This is a genomic window from Botrimarina mediterranea (genome assembly GCF_007753265.1).
Taxonomy (GTDB): domain Bacteria; phylum Planctomycetota; class Planctomycetia; order Pirellulales; family Lacipirellulaceae; genus Botrimarina; species Botrimarina mediterranea.
This window is the reverse complement of record NZ_CP036349.1, coordinates 2,961,741-2,976,780: the sequence shown is the minus strand read 5'-3', so window position 1 is coordinate 2,976,780 and position 15,040 is coordinate 2,961,741. Positions and strand designations below refer to the sequence as shown.

Below are 15,040 nucleotides of genomic sequence, written 5' to 3'. Positions count from 1 at the left end.
GCGCTCAAACCTGCGCGTTGACACGGCGGTCAACACACTCACGCAGGGCCCGACGCACCCGCTGCAACGCCTTGTAGACCGTGTTCACCGGTCGGCCGAGCTGCTCGGCGACGGTATTGAACGATCGGTCGGCGTCGCCGTAGCACTTGGCGACGAGTTGCCGGTCGGCAGGAGACAGCTTGTCGAGGCACCTGTGCAACGCGGCCCGACGCTCTTCGAGCAGATCGGCACGTTCCACGGCTTCTTCCGCAAGCAATTCAATCGCGACATCCGACAGCCTCTTCGCCTCACGCTGCTGCTTGGTCCGGAAACCCATCACCCGGTTGCGGGCGACAACACTCGCCCACCGCCGGAAGTTGGTCTCCGGGTCGAAAGCCTCGTACTCGCTCCAGAGCACGACGCAAACCTCTTGGAACACCTCCTCCGCGTCGGCGACGTTGCCGAGCAGCGTGACGAGGTAGGCGTATAGCCAGCTCTGGTTCTTGGCGAACAATCGCGCGAAGGCTTCTCTCGGTCCGTCCATAAGCTGATGAGAAACCGTCGCGGGAAAAGACGCGTGGCTATTTAGATCAGCACGCTCGGGTGGCGGATTGGTATTCGCAAAGCGAATTATTCTTGCAGAAATTGGCCGAGAAACCGCAAAGTTCGCAAACGCAGGGCGACTCGATTGACGCAACCTGTTTCACCGCAATAGGTTACGATTCGACCCCGGCCGTTGTCGTTCGCAGCCAACCCGTAGCCGTTTCGCTCTTTAAGTACAGGGCTTTTCGCCGGCGCTCCCTATGAGCCGCTAGGAGCCATTCTGCGGGGCTGGAGGCCAGAGGCGACATCTTGGTCATCGGACCCTGCGAAGCCGCCTTCTAGGCACCTCTGTGGCGATATGGACGTATGTCCATAACCGCGGGTCCGGGGCGCCTTCTGAACGGCCTGAGCCGTGGGCGGGAGCCCTGGGTGGCGGCTGGTACCCGCTGTGCTCCGAGGGCTCCCGCCCACGGCTAAGACCCGCCATAAGGGGGATTAGCCGAACGCTGCCCGGAGCTCGGCGAGGCTTTTGGGGATTGCTGTCCGCCAGTCTTCCTCGCCCTCGAACTCCAGCGAGACATAGCCGCGGTAGTCGTGGCGGCGGAGCATCGCGGCGATCCGCGGGTAGTCGAGCTCAAGCGAGTACCACAGGCCGCCGCCGTGGTAGGTCTTGGCTTGGACGAAGACCGTCTCCGGCGCCATCTTCTCCAGACGATCGTAGGGGTCTTCGAGGAAGTTGCCCGTGTCGAGCGTGCAGCGGAGCCAGGGCGAGTCCACCGCGTCGACGATCCGCAGCACCCCCTCGGGCGTCAGGCCGAGGCCCCAGTGGTTCTCCAGGCCGAGCGTCACGCCGCACTTCTCGGCGGTGGGCATGATCTTCTCAAACGCGTCGATCACCCAAGCGAAGCCATCGTCGTCGGTGTAGCCGGGCAGCCGCGGCTCGACGCCGCGGTTGGCCATCAGCTCATCAAAATCCCCGCTTGTCCCCCAACGCCCCGTGTTGACGCGCATCGTCGGAATGCCGAGGGCGTAGGCGAGCTCGATCGTGTGGATCGTGTGATCGATGTTCTTCTGCCGGACCGCTTCATCGGGGGAGACAAAACCCTGGTGCGTGCTGAGGCCGCAGAGGTCGAGACCATTGATGAAGGCCTGTTGCTTGAGGCGTTGCAGGTAGCCGGGGTCTTCGCTTTCCATCTGAATGTGGAGTATCTCGACCCCATCAAACCCCATCCGCGCGGCCTGATCGATGCACTCCTCGATCGACAGCTTCGAGTCGTCCTTGAACCGCCAAAAGGAGTAGGTCGAGACCGCGATGCGGTTGCGGACCTTCGGCGCAGGGGCCGTCTCGGCTCGTGTTGGGGAAGTGATTGCCAGACCGGCAGTGGCGGCGGCGACGCCGCCAAAGGCTCGACGACTGATCGACATCGCACTTCCTTAAGTCAGACAGGATTAACAGGATTCACAGGATTCACAGGATTCACAGGATCAATCATCAAGACCTCGAGTTGATCCTGTCTAAGGATTACGTCAGCGTCCGCTGCGCCAAACGGGGTCGTGGTGCGACTCGCTCGGCTTGGGCCAGCGGGTGAGCGTCACCTTCTGGCGGGTGTAGAACTGGATGCCCTCGGTCCCTTGAATGTGGAGGTCGCCGAAGAACGAGCGGTTCCAACCGGTGAACGGGAACCAAGCCATCGGCGCCGGGACGCCGACGTTGACGCCGATCATGCCGGCGTTGAAGCGGCGTTTGAACTCACGCGCCGCGTGGCCGCTCTGCGTGAAGATCACGGCGCCATTGCCGAACTCGCAGCCGTCGCCTTGGGCGAGAGCTTCTTCGAGCGTCTCGACGCGGGCGACGCTGAGCACGGGGCCGAAGATCTCTTCCTTCACGACACGCATCGTCGGCGCCACGTGATCGACAACGCTCGGGCCCAGCACGAAGCCGTCGCCACTCGCCGATTGTCGGCCATCGAGCGCGACCGTCGCGCCGTCTTGCAGAGCGATATCAAGATACGATGCGACCCGCTTGCGATGATCGTCGCGGATCAACGGGCCCATGCCGATCGTCTCGGCGGCGCTTGAGACGGCGGGGTCGCTGGGGCCGACCTTCATCGCCTTGCCGAAATCGACGAGGCCCTCGACGAGCGGGTCCCCTGCCCCGCCGACCGCCACCGCGACGCTCCCCGCCATGCAGCGCTGGCCGGCGCAGCCGTAGGCGCTGGCGGCGAGTTGCTTGACGGTCTGATCGATGTCGGCGTCGGGCATGATGACGAGGTGGTTCTTGGCCCCGCCGGCGGCCTGCACTCGCTTGCCGTGCTTCGTGCCAGTCTCGTAGACGATCTTCGCGACGGGCGTCGAACCGACGAACGAGATCGCCGCTACCTTTGGGTGCGTTAGCAATGCCTCGACACACGCCCGCGCGCCATGAACGATGTTGAACACGCCGTCGGGCAAACCCGCTTCGGTCAGCAACTCACCGAGCCGCACCGCGGAGAGTGGCGTCTTCTCGGACGGCTTCAAGACGAACGTGTTGCCGCAGGCGATCGCAACGGGGAACATCCACAGCGGCACCATGTTCGGGAAGTTGTACGGCGTGATGCCGACACACACTCCGACGGGATGCTTCACGCACTCGGCGTCAACGCCCGACGCGATGTCGGGCAGCGTTTGACCCATCAGCATCGCGGGCATGCCGGCGGCGAACTCAACCATCTCGACGCCGCGGTTGAGTTCGGCCCGCGCTTCGGCGAGCGTCTTGCCGTGCTCGCGCGTGACGAGGGTCGCCAGCTCTTCGAAGTGCTCTTCCATCAGCGCGCGGAAGCGGAACATCACCCGGGCACGCTCGACGACGGGCGTGTCGGCCCATTCCGGCAGCGCCTTGGCGGCGGCTTCGACGGCTTCGTCAACTGCTTCCTTGCCGGCGTGCGGCGTGCGGGCGATGACCTGACCGGTCGACGGGTTGTAGACGTCCTCCCAGGTATCGGTCGCCGTCTCGACCCAGCGACCGCCAATCAGCATCGGAGCAATAGCCACGGCAGCGGTCGTCGTCATCGCAGAGTTCCCGGCGGAAAGACGTAGGCGTTCGGTTAAGTTTCGATTAAGGTAGCCAGCGACAGGCGTTCCACACAACCACGCCAAGCCGAGCCAAGCGCAGCCAAAAGAACGAACCACAACGGAACTAAGGAACGAAGGGAGTGAGGGCCCATGCCCCGCTGCTCTTGGTTCCTTCGTTCCTTTGTGGTTCGATTCGTATCGTACTGCTTCGAGCAAGACTCTGCCCGTTCTGGAGAAAATACGAATGCCCCGACCTGTCCGTGGCGCGCTGATTCAAGCGACCACCTGCGAGCCCACGACGTCGCCCGTCGCCAAGATCAAGCAGGCGATGATCGATAAGCACGTCGCGATGATCGAGGAGGCCGCCGGCAAGGGCGCCCAGGTCGTTTGCTTGCAGGAGTTGTTCTACGGCCCCTATTTTTGCGCCGAGCAGGACACCAAGTGGTACGAGCTTACCGAGCCCGTGCCCGACGGGCCGACCACCAAGCTGATGATGGAGCTGGCGAAGAAGCTCGGCATCGTGATGGTCGTCCCCATGTACGAAGAGGACATGACGGGCGTCTATTACAACACGGCCGCCGTCATCGACGCCGACGGTTCGTACCTCGGCAAGTTCCGCAAGATCCACATCCCGCATTGCAACCCAGGCTTCTGGGAGAAGTTTTACTTCCGCCCCGGGAACCTCGGTTACCCGGTCTTCGACACAGCCGTCGGCAAGGTAGGCGTCTACATCTGCTACGACCGCCACTTCCCCGATGGCGCACGGTGCCTGGGGCTAGGCGGCGCCGAGATCGTCTTCAACCCGTCGGCGACCGTCGCGGGGCTCAGCGAGTACCTGTGGACGATCGAGCAGCCCGCCCACGCGGTGGCGAACCAGTACTTCGTCGGCGCGATCAATCGGCCCGGCTGGGAAGAGCCGTGGCGGATCGGCGAGTTCTACGGCCAGAGCTACTTCTGCGACCCCCGCGGCCAGTACGTCGCCAAGAGCGACAAGCGTGACGAGGACGACATCGTGATCGCCGACATGGACCTCGACATGATCCGCGAAGTACGCAACACGTGGCAGTTCTTCCGCGACCGCCGGCCGGAAACTTACGGGGCGATAACGGAACTCTAACTGTCGGCCCATGGGAACGGCAGCTGTGGCGATACGGCCTACCCAACCAATGCCTTCTGACCTTTCAGTGTTTCGACAATGGCCAACAGCAATCTCGGTACTGCGATCAGCACTGCTACTCGCACTAAGTATTACGAAATGATGAAACCCTTAGCGTTCCTGTTGCTCTTTGGTGCGGCCGCAACTGCTGGAGCCGCTGACGTTCGAGAATTGTTGAGCGAAGCAACCGAAGATAACCGGAAGGCCAAGCAATTGTCGCTACACAATGCTGGTGACTCCGAGTTCCCGGAGTTGTCCAAGGCCTACGGAGTGGGATACGCCGATGCGTACGGAGAATTGCTCGAGTACGCGAAGACGAGTGACGACCTCCAGCTCAAGCTACTTGTCTTGCGCCTTCACTGCTATGACAGGCTCCAGTATCACCTCGTTGACGTCGAGTACGGCGGCGATGAAGCAACAAAGAGCAAGGCGAAGAGTCGTATGAAGCACTATGACGCGAACCTTCGCGCAGTGCTCAAGCATGAGGCTGAATCGGAACCTTCACAAAACTCTCCGGACAATGAGTAGCCAGACCGTCCTCTACGGCCTCGATGACAAGCCGCCCTTTCCGCGGGCGGTGGTACTCGCCGTGCAGCACGTGCTGACGATGTTCGGCTCGACCGTCGCGGTGCCGCTGTTGCTCGCCGAGCCGATGCAGATGAACGCGACGCAGACCGCGCTGTTGATCTCGTCGGTCATGCTCTGTAGCGGCGTGGCCACGCTGCTACAGACGACCTTCGGGTCGCGGCTGCCGATCATTCAGGGGGTGAGCTTTTCTTTCTTGGCGGCGTTCAGCGGCGTCATCATCCCGACGGTGTTGCGTCCCGAGAGCGCCGGCGGCCTCGGCGGTGATGGCGGCGAAGCGATGCAGTACATCGCCGGCGCGGTGATTGTCGGCGCGGTGGTCGAGATGGCGCTCGGGTTCTCGGGCCTCGTGGGCGCCGTTCGGCATTTCCTCTCTCCAGTGGTCGTTGGCCCCGTGATCATGCTGATCGGGCTCGCGCTCTATCAGGCCGGCGCTCCGGTGGCTGCGTCGCACTGGCCGACGAGCATCCTGACGATGACGCTTGTCATCTTGTTCTCGCTAGCGCTGTCGCGACGACTGCTCTTGTTCCGATTGTTTCCGATGCTGCTGGCGATCCTCGCGTCGGTCGGCGTCTGTTATCTCGGCACGGTGTTCGGCTGGTACGGCGAGGACCACGCCGCGCGTGTCAGCTTCGAGGCGATGCAGAACTCAGAGTGGCTGCGGACGACGGATGTGCTCTTTCCGTGGGGAGCGCCGAAGTTCGCCACCTCGTTCATCATCGCCGTCCTCGCCGGCTATCTGGCGTCGATCCTCGAGTCGTTCGGCGACTACCACGCTTGCAGCCACATGGCGGGTGGCGGCGATCCGACGCCTGAGCAGATCTCGCGCGGCATCGGCTTCGAAGGAGTCGGCTGTGCGTTGACGGGCGTCTTCGGTGGATTTAGCTCGACGAGCTACTCTGAGAACGTCGGCCTCGTAGGTCTCACGAAAGTCGGCAGCCGTTACGTCGTGCAGATCGCCGGCGTGATCCTCGTGCTTCTCGGTCTATTTGGGAAGTTCGGCGCCATCGCTGCGGCGATCCCCCAGCCGGTCGTTGGCGGGCTCTACTGCGTGATGTTCGGACTGATCAGCGCCGTCGGCGTGCGGCAGTTCGCCAAGGCCGACCTCGACAGCGATCGTAACCTGCTAATCGGCGGCTTCGCCTTGTTCATGGGCCTCAGCGTACCGGCCTATTTCAACAGCGAAGCGGGCGCCGCCCTGCTGTTGAATATTCCCTACGGCCTCGGCGACGTGCTCGGCGCCATCGGAAAGACCGGCATGGCGGTCGCGGCGATACTAGGCATCACCCTCGACAACCTAATCCCGGGAACGCCCGCCGAACGCGGCCTGCATGACGGCCCCGGCGTGCTGGTCCCCGAAGCGGCGGATATCGACGACGTTGAAGTGATTGGTTAGATGCTATGAAGATTTAGGAGATAGGGGGATGTTGGTGATAGGGGAGATCGCAAGCGATAAGCGACATCACAACAGTTGCTTCGCTGCTAACGGTGGCTTAGAGACCTCTAGTCCTTGAAGATAAGACGCTAATCGGCCGCTCCGCGATCGCCCGTTTATCCCCCCTATCACCAACATCCCCCTTATCCCCTTCCCTTCAATCGATTCACCAGCATGAAGCTCCAACTCCCGATCTGCGACCACACGCCGACGCCCTATGACGGGCCTTCGCGCGAGGAGGTGATCGCCTTGCGGACGCAGTATGTCTCGCCCGGCGTCATCACCTATTACAAAGACCCCTTGATGATCGTCGAGGGGAAGATGCAGTACGTCTGGGACGAGAAGGGGACGCGCTACCTCGACGCCTTCGCGGGCATCGTCACGGTCAGCGTCGGGCACTGCCACCCGAAGGTGATCGAGAAGGTTCAGGCGCAGACCGGTAAGCTGCAGCACACCACGACGATCTACCTGCACCCGACGATCGCGCAGTTCGCCGAGAAGCTCGCTTCGAAAATGCCCGAGGGGCTTACCCGCAGCTACTTCACCAACTCGGGCAGCGAAGCCAACGAGGTCGCGATCCTCTCCGCCCGCGAGTACACGGGCAACACCGAGGTCATCGCCCTGCGGAACTGCTACCACGGCGGCACCGCGACGACGATGGGCCTCACCGCCCACGGCAACTGGAAGTTCAAGTCGAATCAGGCCCAGGCGATCCACCACACGCTGGCCGGCTATTGCTACCGCTGCCCCTTCGGCCTTGAGTACCCGTCGTGCGGCGTGAAGTGCGCGCACGACATCAAGAACGTCATCCAGTACCAAACGCCCGGCGAGGTCGCTTGCTTCATCGGCGAGCCGATCCAGGGCGTCGGCGGCACGGTCACGCCGCCCAAGGAGTTCTTCAAGATCGTCTACGACATCGTCCGCGAGCACGGCGGCATCTGTATCGCCGACGAGGTCCAGGGCGGCTTTGGCCGCACGGGCGAGCACTTCTGGTCTCACCAAAACTGGGATGTCGTCCCCGACGGGATCACGATGGCCAAGGGCATCGGCAACGGCATCCCACTCGGTGGCTTCACCACCACCGAAGAGATCTCGAAGGTGATGAAGAACCGCATCCACTTCAACACGTTCGGCGGCAACCCGATCAGCATGACGCAGGGCCTCGCGACGCTCGAAGTCATCGAAGAGGACGGCATCCAAGAGAACGCCCGCGTCGTCGGCGGCCACATGAAGGGGCGGCTGCTCGAACTGCAAGAGAAACACCAGCTCATCGGCGACGTCCGCGGCATGGGCCTGATGCTCGGCGTCGAGCTCGTCCGCAACCGCAAGTCGAAAGAGCCCGCCAACACCGAAGCCGCCACGATCATGGAACGCATGAAAGAGCACGGCGTGCTGATCGGCAAAGGCGGCCTCTTCGGCAACACCCTCCGCATCAAGCCGCCGATGTGCCTCACGAAAGACGACGCGGACTACTTGGTGGACGCTCTCGACCTCACCCTTTCCGAATTGAATTAACCACAAAGGAACGAAGGAACAAAGTGGGAGAACCGGGGGCTAAGGCCCCGCGGCTGATACAGTGTTCAAACTTGCAATCAGCCGGCACGCGTTAGCGTCCGGTTAGTTTCCATCCCTTCGTTCCCTAGTTCCTTTGTGGTTCACCTTAATCCGAACCCGGAGACAGCATGCCCACGCTCGCGACCACCGTTGACGGCCTGAAGCTGCCCAATCCGTTCGTCATTGGCTCGGGCCCCCCGGGGACCAACGGCAAGGTGATCGGCCGGGCGTTTGACGATGGTTGGGGCGCCGTCATTTGTAAGACGGTGAGCCTCGACGCGTCGAAGGTGGTTAATGTTCAGCCACGCTACGGGCGACTGCGTTCGCGTGAGACGGGTGAGATCTACGGCTGGGAGAACATCGAGCTGATTAGCGACCGCTCGTTCGATACGTGGATCGACGAGTTCAAGAAGCTCAAAGACTCGCACCCGGATGGCGTGCTGATCGCGTCGATCATGGAGGAGTACAACAAGGACGCCTGGCAAGAGATCGTCGGCCGCTGCGAAGAGGCGGGCGTCGATTCGTTCGAGCTCAACATGAGCTGCCCCCACGGCATGCCCGAGCGTCGCATGGGCGCCGCGGTGGGCGAGGACCCCGTCGCGCTCGAAGAGGTCTGCCGCTGGGTGATGGCCGTCGCCACCAAGCCGGTGTGGGCGAAGATGACGCCGAACGTCACGCACATCGAAGACCCGGCGCGGGCCGCATTCCGCGCCGGCTGTCAGGGGGTGTCGGCGATCAACACGATCCGCTCGGTGATCGGCGTCGACCTCGACACGCTCCGCCCCGAGCCGAACGTCGAGGGCTACACCACCCCCGGCGGCTACAGTTGCCAAGCGGTGCGGCCGATCGCGCTGCGGATGTGCATGGAGATCTCGAAGGTGATCGAGAAGGATTTCCCCGGCCGCACGCTGAGCGGCCTCGGCGGCGTCGAGACCGGCGAGGACGCGGCCCAGTTCATCCTCCTCGGTTCAAGCACGGTGCAGGTCTGCACGGGCGTGATGAAGTTCGGCTACGACTGCGTCGGCCCGATGAAGGACCAGCTCCTGGCGTTCATGGAGAAGCACAAGTTCGAAACGATCGACGATTTTAGAGGCAAGAGCCTTCCCTACTTCACGACCCACTCCGACCTCGTTAAGCGCCAGGCCGAAGCCCGCGAAGCGAAGAAGGCCGAGGCCGACAAGAAGAAGATGATTAAGGGTGACGCGGAGTGGTCGGGAGATGATTTTGTGGACCAGTCGGATGCGCTAGCGCGGGGGTGAGAAGAGTTAACCGCGAATTACGCGAATGGGCGCGAATAGAAGGGAATCCATTATCAAGAATGAGCACCGAGCTGCCCCCACCTGTCTCGCAATCGTCACGTTGGAAAGCACTTGTATGCCTACTTGTGCTCAATCTAGCCGCCGGCGTTATCTCGTATGAACTGCTAATGGCGGCGGATAACGCGGGACGGGTGACCACCATGAGCACCTATCGCGAATGGGAAGTTAACGGCTTGATCAATAGCGAAGCGGTCCAGAATTATGACAATGGTCGGTTTGCAGGGAGTTGGACGAAAATGCCTGACGAATTGGCGGCCCATGCCTTTCAGTATGTCGGACCTGCCGCCCATCTGGTCTCATTAGGCTTCTACCTGAACGCTATATACCTTGGACTGGCGCTTTGGTCACAAAGGGACCGTGCTGATTGCCCTGAAGGGGTAACGGATGATAGCCCAGGGCAACGCCCTGGATGTTCGACGTGAAGATACCATTCGAGCCCTGTAGGGGCGACGGAAGGCCGATCGTTGACGCCTTCCGTCGCCCCTACAGGGCTCTTCGCATTCTTGCGGCCCGTCCCCAGCACACCCAGGGCGTTGCCCTGGGCTATCGTCCTTTGCCCCTACAGGGCGATCTGACGGGTAGCCAATTGCTCAACTATGCCCACCACAGCAACAGAACGCCGATCGCCGCAACGGCAATCATCCACCAGCCGATCGTTCGGATACGATCCGATGCCGAGCCGGCTTGCCAGCCCGCTTCACGCTCGGCGTCGGTGATCCAGTAACCGCACGCCGGGCAAGATTCCGTTTCGGCGTGAACTTCGGCGCCGCACTCAGGGCATTCGAAGCAGTCGTCGTCATCATCGAGTTCGTCGAGGTCGTCCGACCAGTCGTCGTCGTAACTCATGGTGCGCTCGCGGGTGGCTACCCAATCTCTTTTCATTCGCGTCGATTCGCGTAATTCGCGGGCAACCCTCCCTCAAAAATGCGTCGGCTCGCGCTTCAAGAACTTCCCGTGGCCTAGCTCGCCAACGAACTTGCCCGCTTCGACCATCTTCTTGCCGCGGACGGTCACGAGGTCGCAGCGGCCTGTGACCTGCCAGCCTTCGAAGGCGTCGTAGTCGGTCGCCATCAGGTGGGTCTTCGCGGAGAGCGTTTCTTTGACCGCCGGGTCGTAGACGACGAGGTCGGCGTCGGCGCCGGGTTGAATCGTTCCCTTGCGGGGGTAAAGGCCGAAGAGCTTGGCGGCTCGCGTACTGGCGGCGTTGACGAAGGTCGGCAGGTCGATGCGGCCGGTCGCGACGCCGTGCGTGTAGAGCAACCGCACGCGGTGCTCGACGCTGGGGATGCCGTTGGGGATCTTGGTGAAGTCGCCGCGGCCCATCTCCTTCTGGCCGCTTCCATCTCCGGGACCGAAGTCGAACGGCGCGTGGTCGGTGGCGACCGTGCTCACCGCGCCGCTCCGCAGGGCGTCCCACAAGAAGGGCTGGTGCCGCGCGGCGCGGATCGGCGGCGACATAACGTACTTGGCGCCCTCGAAGTCAGGCTTTTGGGCGGCCGTATCATCGAGCACGAGATACGGAATCACCGTCTCGACCCACGCCTGCACGCCGCGGAGTTTGGCCTCCATCGCCGCGTGGACGGCGCCCTTACAGCTGGTGTGGACGACGTAGACGTGGGCGCCGGTCAGCTCGGCGAACGTCATCAAGTGCCTTACGCCCTCGGTCTCGACCTGCACGGGCCGTGAGGGTTCGTGCCACTCGGGGCCTGTCTTCCCTTCGGCGAGGAGTTTGGCTTGGAGCTGTGAGACAAGCGACTCGTTCTCGCAGTGCGCGGTGACGATAACACCGAGTTCCTTCGCCAGCGCAAGCGTCTTGTAGAGCTCTTCGTCGTCAACGCCTAGCGCGCCCTTATAAGCGAGGAAGACTTTGAAGCTGGCTGTGCCGTCGGCGACGATTTCCTTCAGCGCCGCGGGTGTCGATTCGTCGAAGCGCGTCACGCCCATGTGGAACGCGAAGTCGCACGCCGACAGCCCCTCGGCCTTACTCTTCCAAAGCTTGTAGGCCTCGACGGGGTCCTCCTGCCGGCCGGGGCAGACCATCTCGATCAGCGAGGTCGTCCCGCCCACGAGCGCCGCACGGCTGGCCGAGTCGTAGTCGTCCTTGGCGTACGTCCCCATGAACGGCAGGTAGATGTGCACGTGCGGGTCGATGAACCCTGGGAAGACGAGCTTGCCCGTCGCGTCAACAACCTCGGCCCCCGCCGGCGCCGTGAGCCCCTGCCCCACGGCGGTAATCGTCTCTCCTTCGCAGAGCACGTCGCCGATGAAGTCGTCGTTCGAAGTGACGACGCGGCCGTTCTTGATTAGGAGGGACATCTGGCGCTCGGATAAAGGTGGGCTGTCGTCGTATTCCCCTCCCTCTTTAGGGAGGGGTTAGGGGAGGGTGAAACCTGTCGAGTACGCTGTGGCTTATCAGTTGTGCAGGCGTACATAGCGAGGGGAAGAAGTCGGTACTCAGTGCGGCTGAAAGCCGGATGCTCTCGACCCTCCCCCCGCTCTATAGGAAAACGGCCTCCCTGAAAGGGAGGGGGATTAACCAAGACGCTAGCGTTTGATCGTGCCGCTAATGTAGCCGAACGGTTCATCGGTGACGACGAACACTTCGTTGTCGTTCGTCGTTCCTTCGGGAACAAGCTTCGCCAGCAGGTGGTGCTTATTGGGCATCGTCAGCGTGATCTCGTCGGCCTCGGGGCACGCTTCGAGCGCCGCCGAGCCCATGCGATAGAGCGTCTCTTGCACACTGCGGCTGTAGTGGTCGAGGAACGCCGTCAACAAGGCGTCGACGACCGCGCGGCGGTTGCCCAAGAAGTCGCCTCCTGAGCCGGCGCCTTCGCCCCGGTAGAGCCACTGGGCGGTCAGCTCGGTGGCGAGAATGCGGTCGTCAACGTCAGGCAGGGTGCGGTACTCGTCGCGGTGGAAATCGCTGAAGCCACTCTCGGTCGTCTTAGCAATCAGCAGCTTGGCGACGCCGGCGACGACTTCGGACTCGGCGTCGCGCTCGAGCGTCACGACAGCGGTCGGCGTTGCGCGGTCGCGGGCGACGAAGCCGTGCAGCGACTCGCCGAGGCGGTCCCAAACGGTTTCGGTGAGCGAGACGCGGCAGAGCTGGACGTGATCGTAGCGCTCTAAAAAGTGTTCAGCGATTGCGAGGCCGAAGGACTCGATCGTCGCCACGTCGTGGTCCTTCGCCAGGGCGTAGACCGTGTTCTTGCAGGTGTCGGTCGCGATGACGAGACGGTTATCGCCGGCCGTGAACGACGCCGCGAAGTCACCTTCGAGTTCGACATCGACCGACACCTCGACGAACTCATGCCGTTCCTGGTTGGCGGGCGCCTCGCGCGGGCGACGGACCTTGCTGACGCGGACGCGGTGCTTGCCGTAGCTGTCGCGGGCGAGATGGACGGACATGGCGGCGGATTCCTGTCGTGTTACGCTATGGATTGCCTGCTTCGCTTGTGAGGCAAGGATAACCCAGCCCCGGGCCGCGTCACACACTAAAAGCGTATGAGTCCTCACGGCGCAGCCCTAGTTATCCGTAGCCGTCGCGTCGTGACGACGGGGGGCGTCAAGCCGGCGAGTTTGCGAGTCGAGAATGGCATCATCGCCGCGATCGATTCGTATGACACGAACGAAGGCGAAGACTTTGGAGACCTCGTTATCCTGCCAGGACTCGTGGACCCACACGTCCATCTCAACGAGCCCGGCCGCACCGATTGGGAAGGGTTTGCGACCGGCGCCGCGGCTGCCGCGGCGGGCGGCGTGACGACGCTCGTCGACATGCCGCTCAACAGCTCGCCGGTGACGACGAGTGTGGAGGCGCTCGCCGCTAAGCGGCAAGCCGCTGAGGGAAAGCTTTCCGTTGATGTGGCGTTTCATGCGGGCTTGGTGCCGGGCAATGAGGGTGAGATCGAGGCGCTGCTCGACGCCGGCTGCCGGGGCGTGAAAGCGTTCTTGTGTCACAGCGGCATCGACGACTTTCCAGCAGCAACCGAGCGCGAGCTACGCGCGGTGATGCCGCTGTTGGCGGCGCGCGGGGTTCCCTTGCTTGCGCACGCCGAGATTGTCCACGACACGCCACCAATGAGCGACCCGCGGCGTTACGCCGACTACTTGGCTTCGCGGCCAGTGAGCTTCGAACGCGACGCGGTAGGCATGCTGCTTCGGCTATGTGAGCAGACGCGTTGCCCGACCCACATCGTGCACCTCGCCGACGCGGGGAGTCTGCCAGCGATCGACGCGGCGAAGGCCAAAGGGCTGCCGCTGACCGTTGAGACGTGCCCGCACTACCTGACGTTTGCGGCGGAAGAGGTCCCCGATGGCGCAACAGCCTACAAGTGCGCGCCGCCGATCCGCGACGCCGCGAATCGTGAGGGACTTTGGAGAGGGCTCGCCGAAGGGCTAATTGACTTCATCGCGACCGATCATTCGCCCTGTCCGCCTGAATTGAAGCGGATGGAAGAGGGCCGCTTCGATGTGGCTTGGGGAGGGATCAGCTCGCTGCAACTCGCGTTGCCGTCCGTGTGGACCGAAGCGTCGCGCCGCGGCCACACGCTGCTGGAGATCGCCGACTGGTTAAGCCATAAGTCGGGTCAACTCGTCGGAATCAATGCGGGCATTCAAGAAGGCGCTGAGGCGAATGTGGTTGTCTTCGACCCCGACGAGGAGTTCACGGTCGTCGGCGCCGAGTTGCTGCATCGCCACAAGGTGACCCCGTACGAGGGCCGCCGCCTACGTGGTGTCGTGAAGCAAGTCTTTCTCCGCGGCGAGTCGCCGGGGCCTGGAAAGGGACGCACGGTATGAGTGATCGTATCGCCAACTGGCTAAACGCGATGAGTTTTGATGACGCCCGCGAAACGATGCGACGCTGTTGCGGCGCCGGCTGGTGGTGTGACGCGATGGTCGCCACTCGGCCCTTTGCCGATGGCGGCGCGATCGCTGTCGCCGCCGACACCGTCTTCGACGCGATGCCGCGTGAGGCGTGGCTCGAAGCATTCACCAGTCACCCGAAGATCGGCGATCTCAACTCGCTACGGATGAAGTTCGCCGGCAACAAAGAATGGTCCGGCGGCGAACAGTCGGGCGTCAACACGGCCGACGACGCCACCCTCCAAGGCCTCGCCGACGGCAACGACGAATACGAGAAACGCTTCGGCTATCTCTTCATCGTCTGCGCCACCGGCAAGAGCGCCGCCGAGATGCTGGCGATCCTCCAAAGCCGCCTCGGCAACGACCCCGAAACAGAATTCTCAATCGCCGCGGGCGAGCAACGGAAGATTACGCACCTCCGGCTAGCTAAACTGGAACCGGTTTAAGAATTTGAACCACGACGGGCACGAAGGACACGAAGGACACGAAGGACACGACGAGTCCCTCTCACTACCTACTTCACTATGAAGCAGAAATTAGATAACAGAGTTT

General features: G+C 62.7%; 14 protein-coding genes. 8 read left to right on the top strand and 6 right to left on the bottom strand.

The features are described from left to right. Positions 1-4 precede the first annotated feature (4 nt). From Spa11_RS11605 to Spa11_RS11595, 3 genes are all read right to left on the bottom strand, one after another. Entirely contained in the window at positions 5-523 is a 519-nt protein-coding gene (locus Spa11_RS11605; RefSeq protein WP_145112367.1) for a sigma-70 family RNA polymerase sigma factor, read from the bottom strand. A 494-nt stretch (positions 524-1,017) separates the two neighbouring features. After that, positions 1,018-1,947, bottom strand: a complete 930-nt coding sequence (locus Spa11_RS11600; protein WP_145112365.1) for a sugar phosphate isomerase/epimerase family protein — start codon at positions 1,945-1,947, stop codon at positions 1,018-1,020. A 102-nt stretch (positions 1,948-2,049) separates the two neighbouring features. After that, positions 2,050-3,570 (bottom strand): CoA-acylating methylmalonate-semialdehyde dehydrogenase, encoded by a 1,521-nt coding sequence (locus tag Spa11_RS11595; RefSeq protein ID WP_145112363.1) that lies wholly within the window; start codon positions 3,568-3,570, stop codon positions 2,050-2,052. 247 nt (positions 3,571-3,817) lie between these two features. Here Spa11_RS11595 and Spa11_RS11590 point away from each other — a divergent pair, with 247 nt between their 5' ends. From Spa11_RS11590 to Spa11_RS11565, 6 genes are all read left to right on the top strand, one after another. Then, complete coding sequence (locus tag Spa11_RS11590) at positions 3,818-4,690, top strand: nitrilase-related carbon-nitrogen hydrolase (protein WP_145112361.1); 873 nt, start codon at positions 3,818-3,820, stop codon at positions 4,688-4,690. Between the two features lie 78 nt (positions 4,691-4,768). After that, positions 4,769-5,257, top strand: coding sequence for a hypothetical protein (locus Spa11_RS11585; protein ID WP_145112359.1), 489 nt, complete (start codon positions 4,769-4,771; stop codon positions 5,255-5,257). Beyond that, positions 5,250-6,710, top strand: coding sequence for a uracil-xanthine permease family protein (locus tag Spa11_RS11580; RefSeq protein WP_145112357.1), 1,461 nt, complete (start codon positions 5,250-5,252; stop codon positions 6,708-6,710). Before Spa11_RS11585 ends, Spa11_RS11580 begins: the two co-directional genes overlap by 8 nt. A gap of 213 nt (positions 6,711-6,923) precedes the next feature. Then, the gene (locus Spa11_RS11575) at positions 6,924-8,264 is read left to right on the top strand and encodes an aspartate aminotransferase family protein (RefSeq protein ID WP_145112355.1); all 1,341 of its coding nucleotides are present in this window, start codon (positions 6,924-6,926) and stop codon (positions 8,262-8,264) included. 167 nt (positions 8,265-8,431) lie between these two features. Then, complete coding sequence (preA, locus tag Spa11_RS11570) at positions 8,432-9,562, top strand: NAD-dependent dihydropyrimidine dehydrogenase subunit PreA (protein WP_145112353.1); 1,131 nt, start codon at positions 8,432-8,434, stop codon at positions 9,560-9,562. Between the two features lie 200 nt (positions 9,563-9,762). Continuing rightward, positions 9,763-10,044 carry a hypothetical protein gene (locus Spa11_RS11565; protein WP_145112351.1) on the top strand — a complete coding sequence of 94 codons (282 nt, stop codon included), beginning with the start codon at positions 9,763-9,765 and terminating at the stop codon, positions 10,042-10,044. 172 nt (positions 10,045-10,216) lie between these two features. Here the strand turns inward: Spa11_RS11565 and Spa11_RS11560 are convergent, their stop codons facing one another. From Spa11_RS11560 to pucL, 3 genes are all read right to left on the bottom strand, one after another. Further along, positions 10,217-10,468 carry a hypothetical protein gene (locus Spa11_RS11560; RefSeq protein WP_145112349.1) on the bottom strand — a complete coding sequence of 84 codons (252 nt, stop codon included), beginning with the start codon at positions 10,466-10,468 and terminating at the stop codon, positions 10,217-10,219. A 72-nt stretch (positions 10,469-10,540) separates the two neighbouring features. Continuing rightward, a complete protein-coding gene (gene hydA, locus Spa11_RS11555) occupies positions 10,541-11,938 on the bottom strand; it encodes a dihydropyrimidinase (RefSeq protein ID WP_145112347.1) in 1,398 nt (465 codons plus the stop codon). A 228-nt stretch (positions 11,939-12,166) separates the two neighbouring features. Then, entirely contained in the window at positions 12,167-13,030 is an 864-nt protein-coding gene (gene pucL / locus Spa11_RS11550; protein ID WP_145112345.1) for a factor-independent urate hydroxylase, read from the bottom strand. A gap of 96 nt (positions 13,031-13,126) precedes the next feature. Here pucL and allB point away from each other — a divergent pair, with 96 nt between their 5' ends. Both allB and uraD read left to right on the top strand, forming a co-directional pair. Continuing rightward, positions 13,127-14,422: an allantoinase AllB gene (gene allB / locus Spa11_RS11545; RefSeq protein WP_145112343.1), complete on the top strand. Its 1,296-nt coding sequence runs from the start codon at positions 13,127-13,129 to the stop codon at positions 14,420-14,422. Further along, positions 14,419-14,934: a 2-oxo-4-hydroxy-4-carboxy-5-ureidoimidazoline decarboxylase gene (uraD, locus tag Spa11_RS11540; RefSeq protein ID WP_145112341.1), complete on the top strand. Its 516-nt coding sequence runs from the start codon at positions 14,419-14,421 to the stop codon at positions 14,932-14,934. The genes allB and uraD overlap by 4 nt, the downstream gene beginning before the upstream one ends. The last annotated feature ends 106 nt before the right edge of the window (positions 14,935-15,040 follow it).

Bases quoted from the DNA above. Each gene is read 5' to 3' on its own strand.
- Spa11_RS11605 (WP_145112367.1), bottom strand. From the start codon at position 523: ATGGACGGACCGAGAGAAGCCTTCGCGCGATTGTTCGCCAAGAACCAG.
- Spa11_RS11600 (WP_145112365.1), bottom strand. From the start codon at position 1,947: ATGTCGATCAGTCGTCGAGCCTTTGGCGGCGTCGCCGCCGCCACTGCC.
- Spa11_RS11595 (WP_145112363.1), bottom strand. From the start codon at position 3,570: ATGACGACGACCGCTGCCGTGGCTATTGCTCCGATGCTGATTGGCGGT.
- Spa11_RS11590 (WP_145112361.1), top strand. From the start codon at position 3,818: ATGCCCCGACCTGTCCGTGGCGCGCTGATTCAAGCGACCACCTGCGAG.
- Spa11_RS11585 (WP_145112359.1), top strand. From the start codon at position 4,769: ATGGCCAACAGCAATCTCGGTACTGCGATCAGCACTGCTACTCGCACT.
- Spa11_RS11580 (WP_145112357.1), top strand. From the start codon at position 5,250: ATGAGTAGCCAGACCGTCCTCTACGGCCTCGATGACAAGCCGCCCTTT.
- Spa11_RS11575 (WP_145112355.1), top strand. From the start codon at position 6,924: ATGAAGCTCCAACTCCCGATCTGCGACCACACGCCGACGCCCTATGAC.
- preA (WP_145112353.1), top strand. From the start codon at position 8,432: ATGCCCACGCTCGCGACCACCGTTGACGGCCTGAAGCTGCCCAATCCG.
- Spa11_RS11565 (WP_145112351.1), top strand. From the start codon at position 9,763: ATGAGCACCTATCGCGAATGGGAAGTTAACGGCTTGATCAATAGCGAA.
- Spa11_RS11560 (WP_145112349.1), bottom strand. From the start codon at position 10,468: ATGAGTTACGACGACGACTGGTCGGACGACCTCGACGAACTCGATGAT.
- hydA (WP_145112347.1), bottom strand. From the start codon at position 11,938: ATGTCCCTCCTAATCAAGAACGGCCGCGTCGTCACTTCGAACGACGAC.
- pucL (WP_145112345.1), bottom strand. From the start codon at position 13,030: ATGTCCGTCCATCTCGCCCGCGACAGCTACGGCAAGCACCGCGTCCGC.
- allB (WP_145112343.1), top strand. From the start codon at position 13,127: ATGAGTCCTCACGGCGCAGCCCTAGTTATCCGTAGCCGTCGCGTCGTG.
- uraD (WP_145112341.1), top strand. From the start codon at position 14,419: ATGAGTGATCGTATCGCCAACTGGCTAAACGCGATGAGTTTTGATGAC.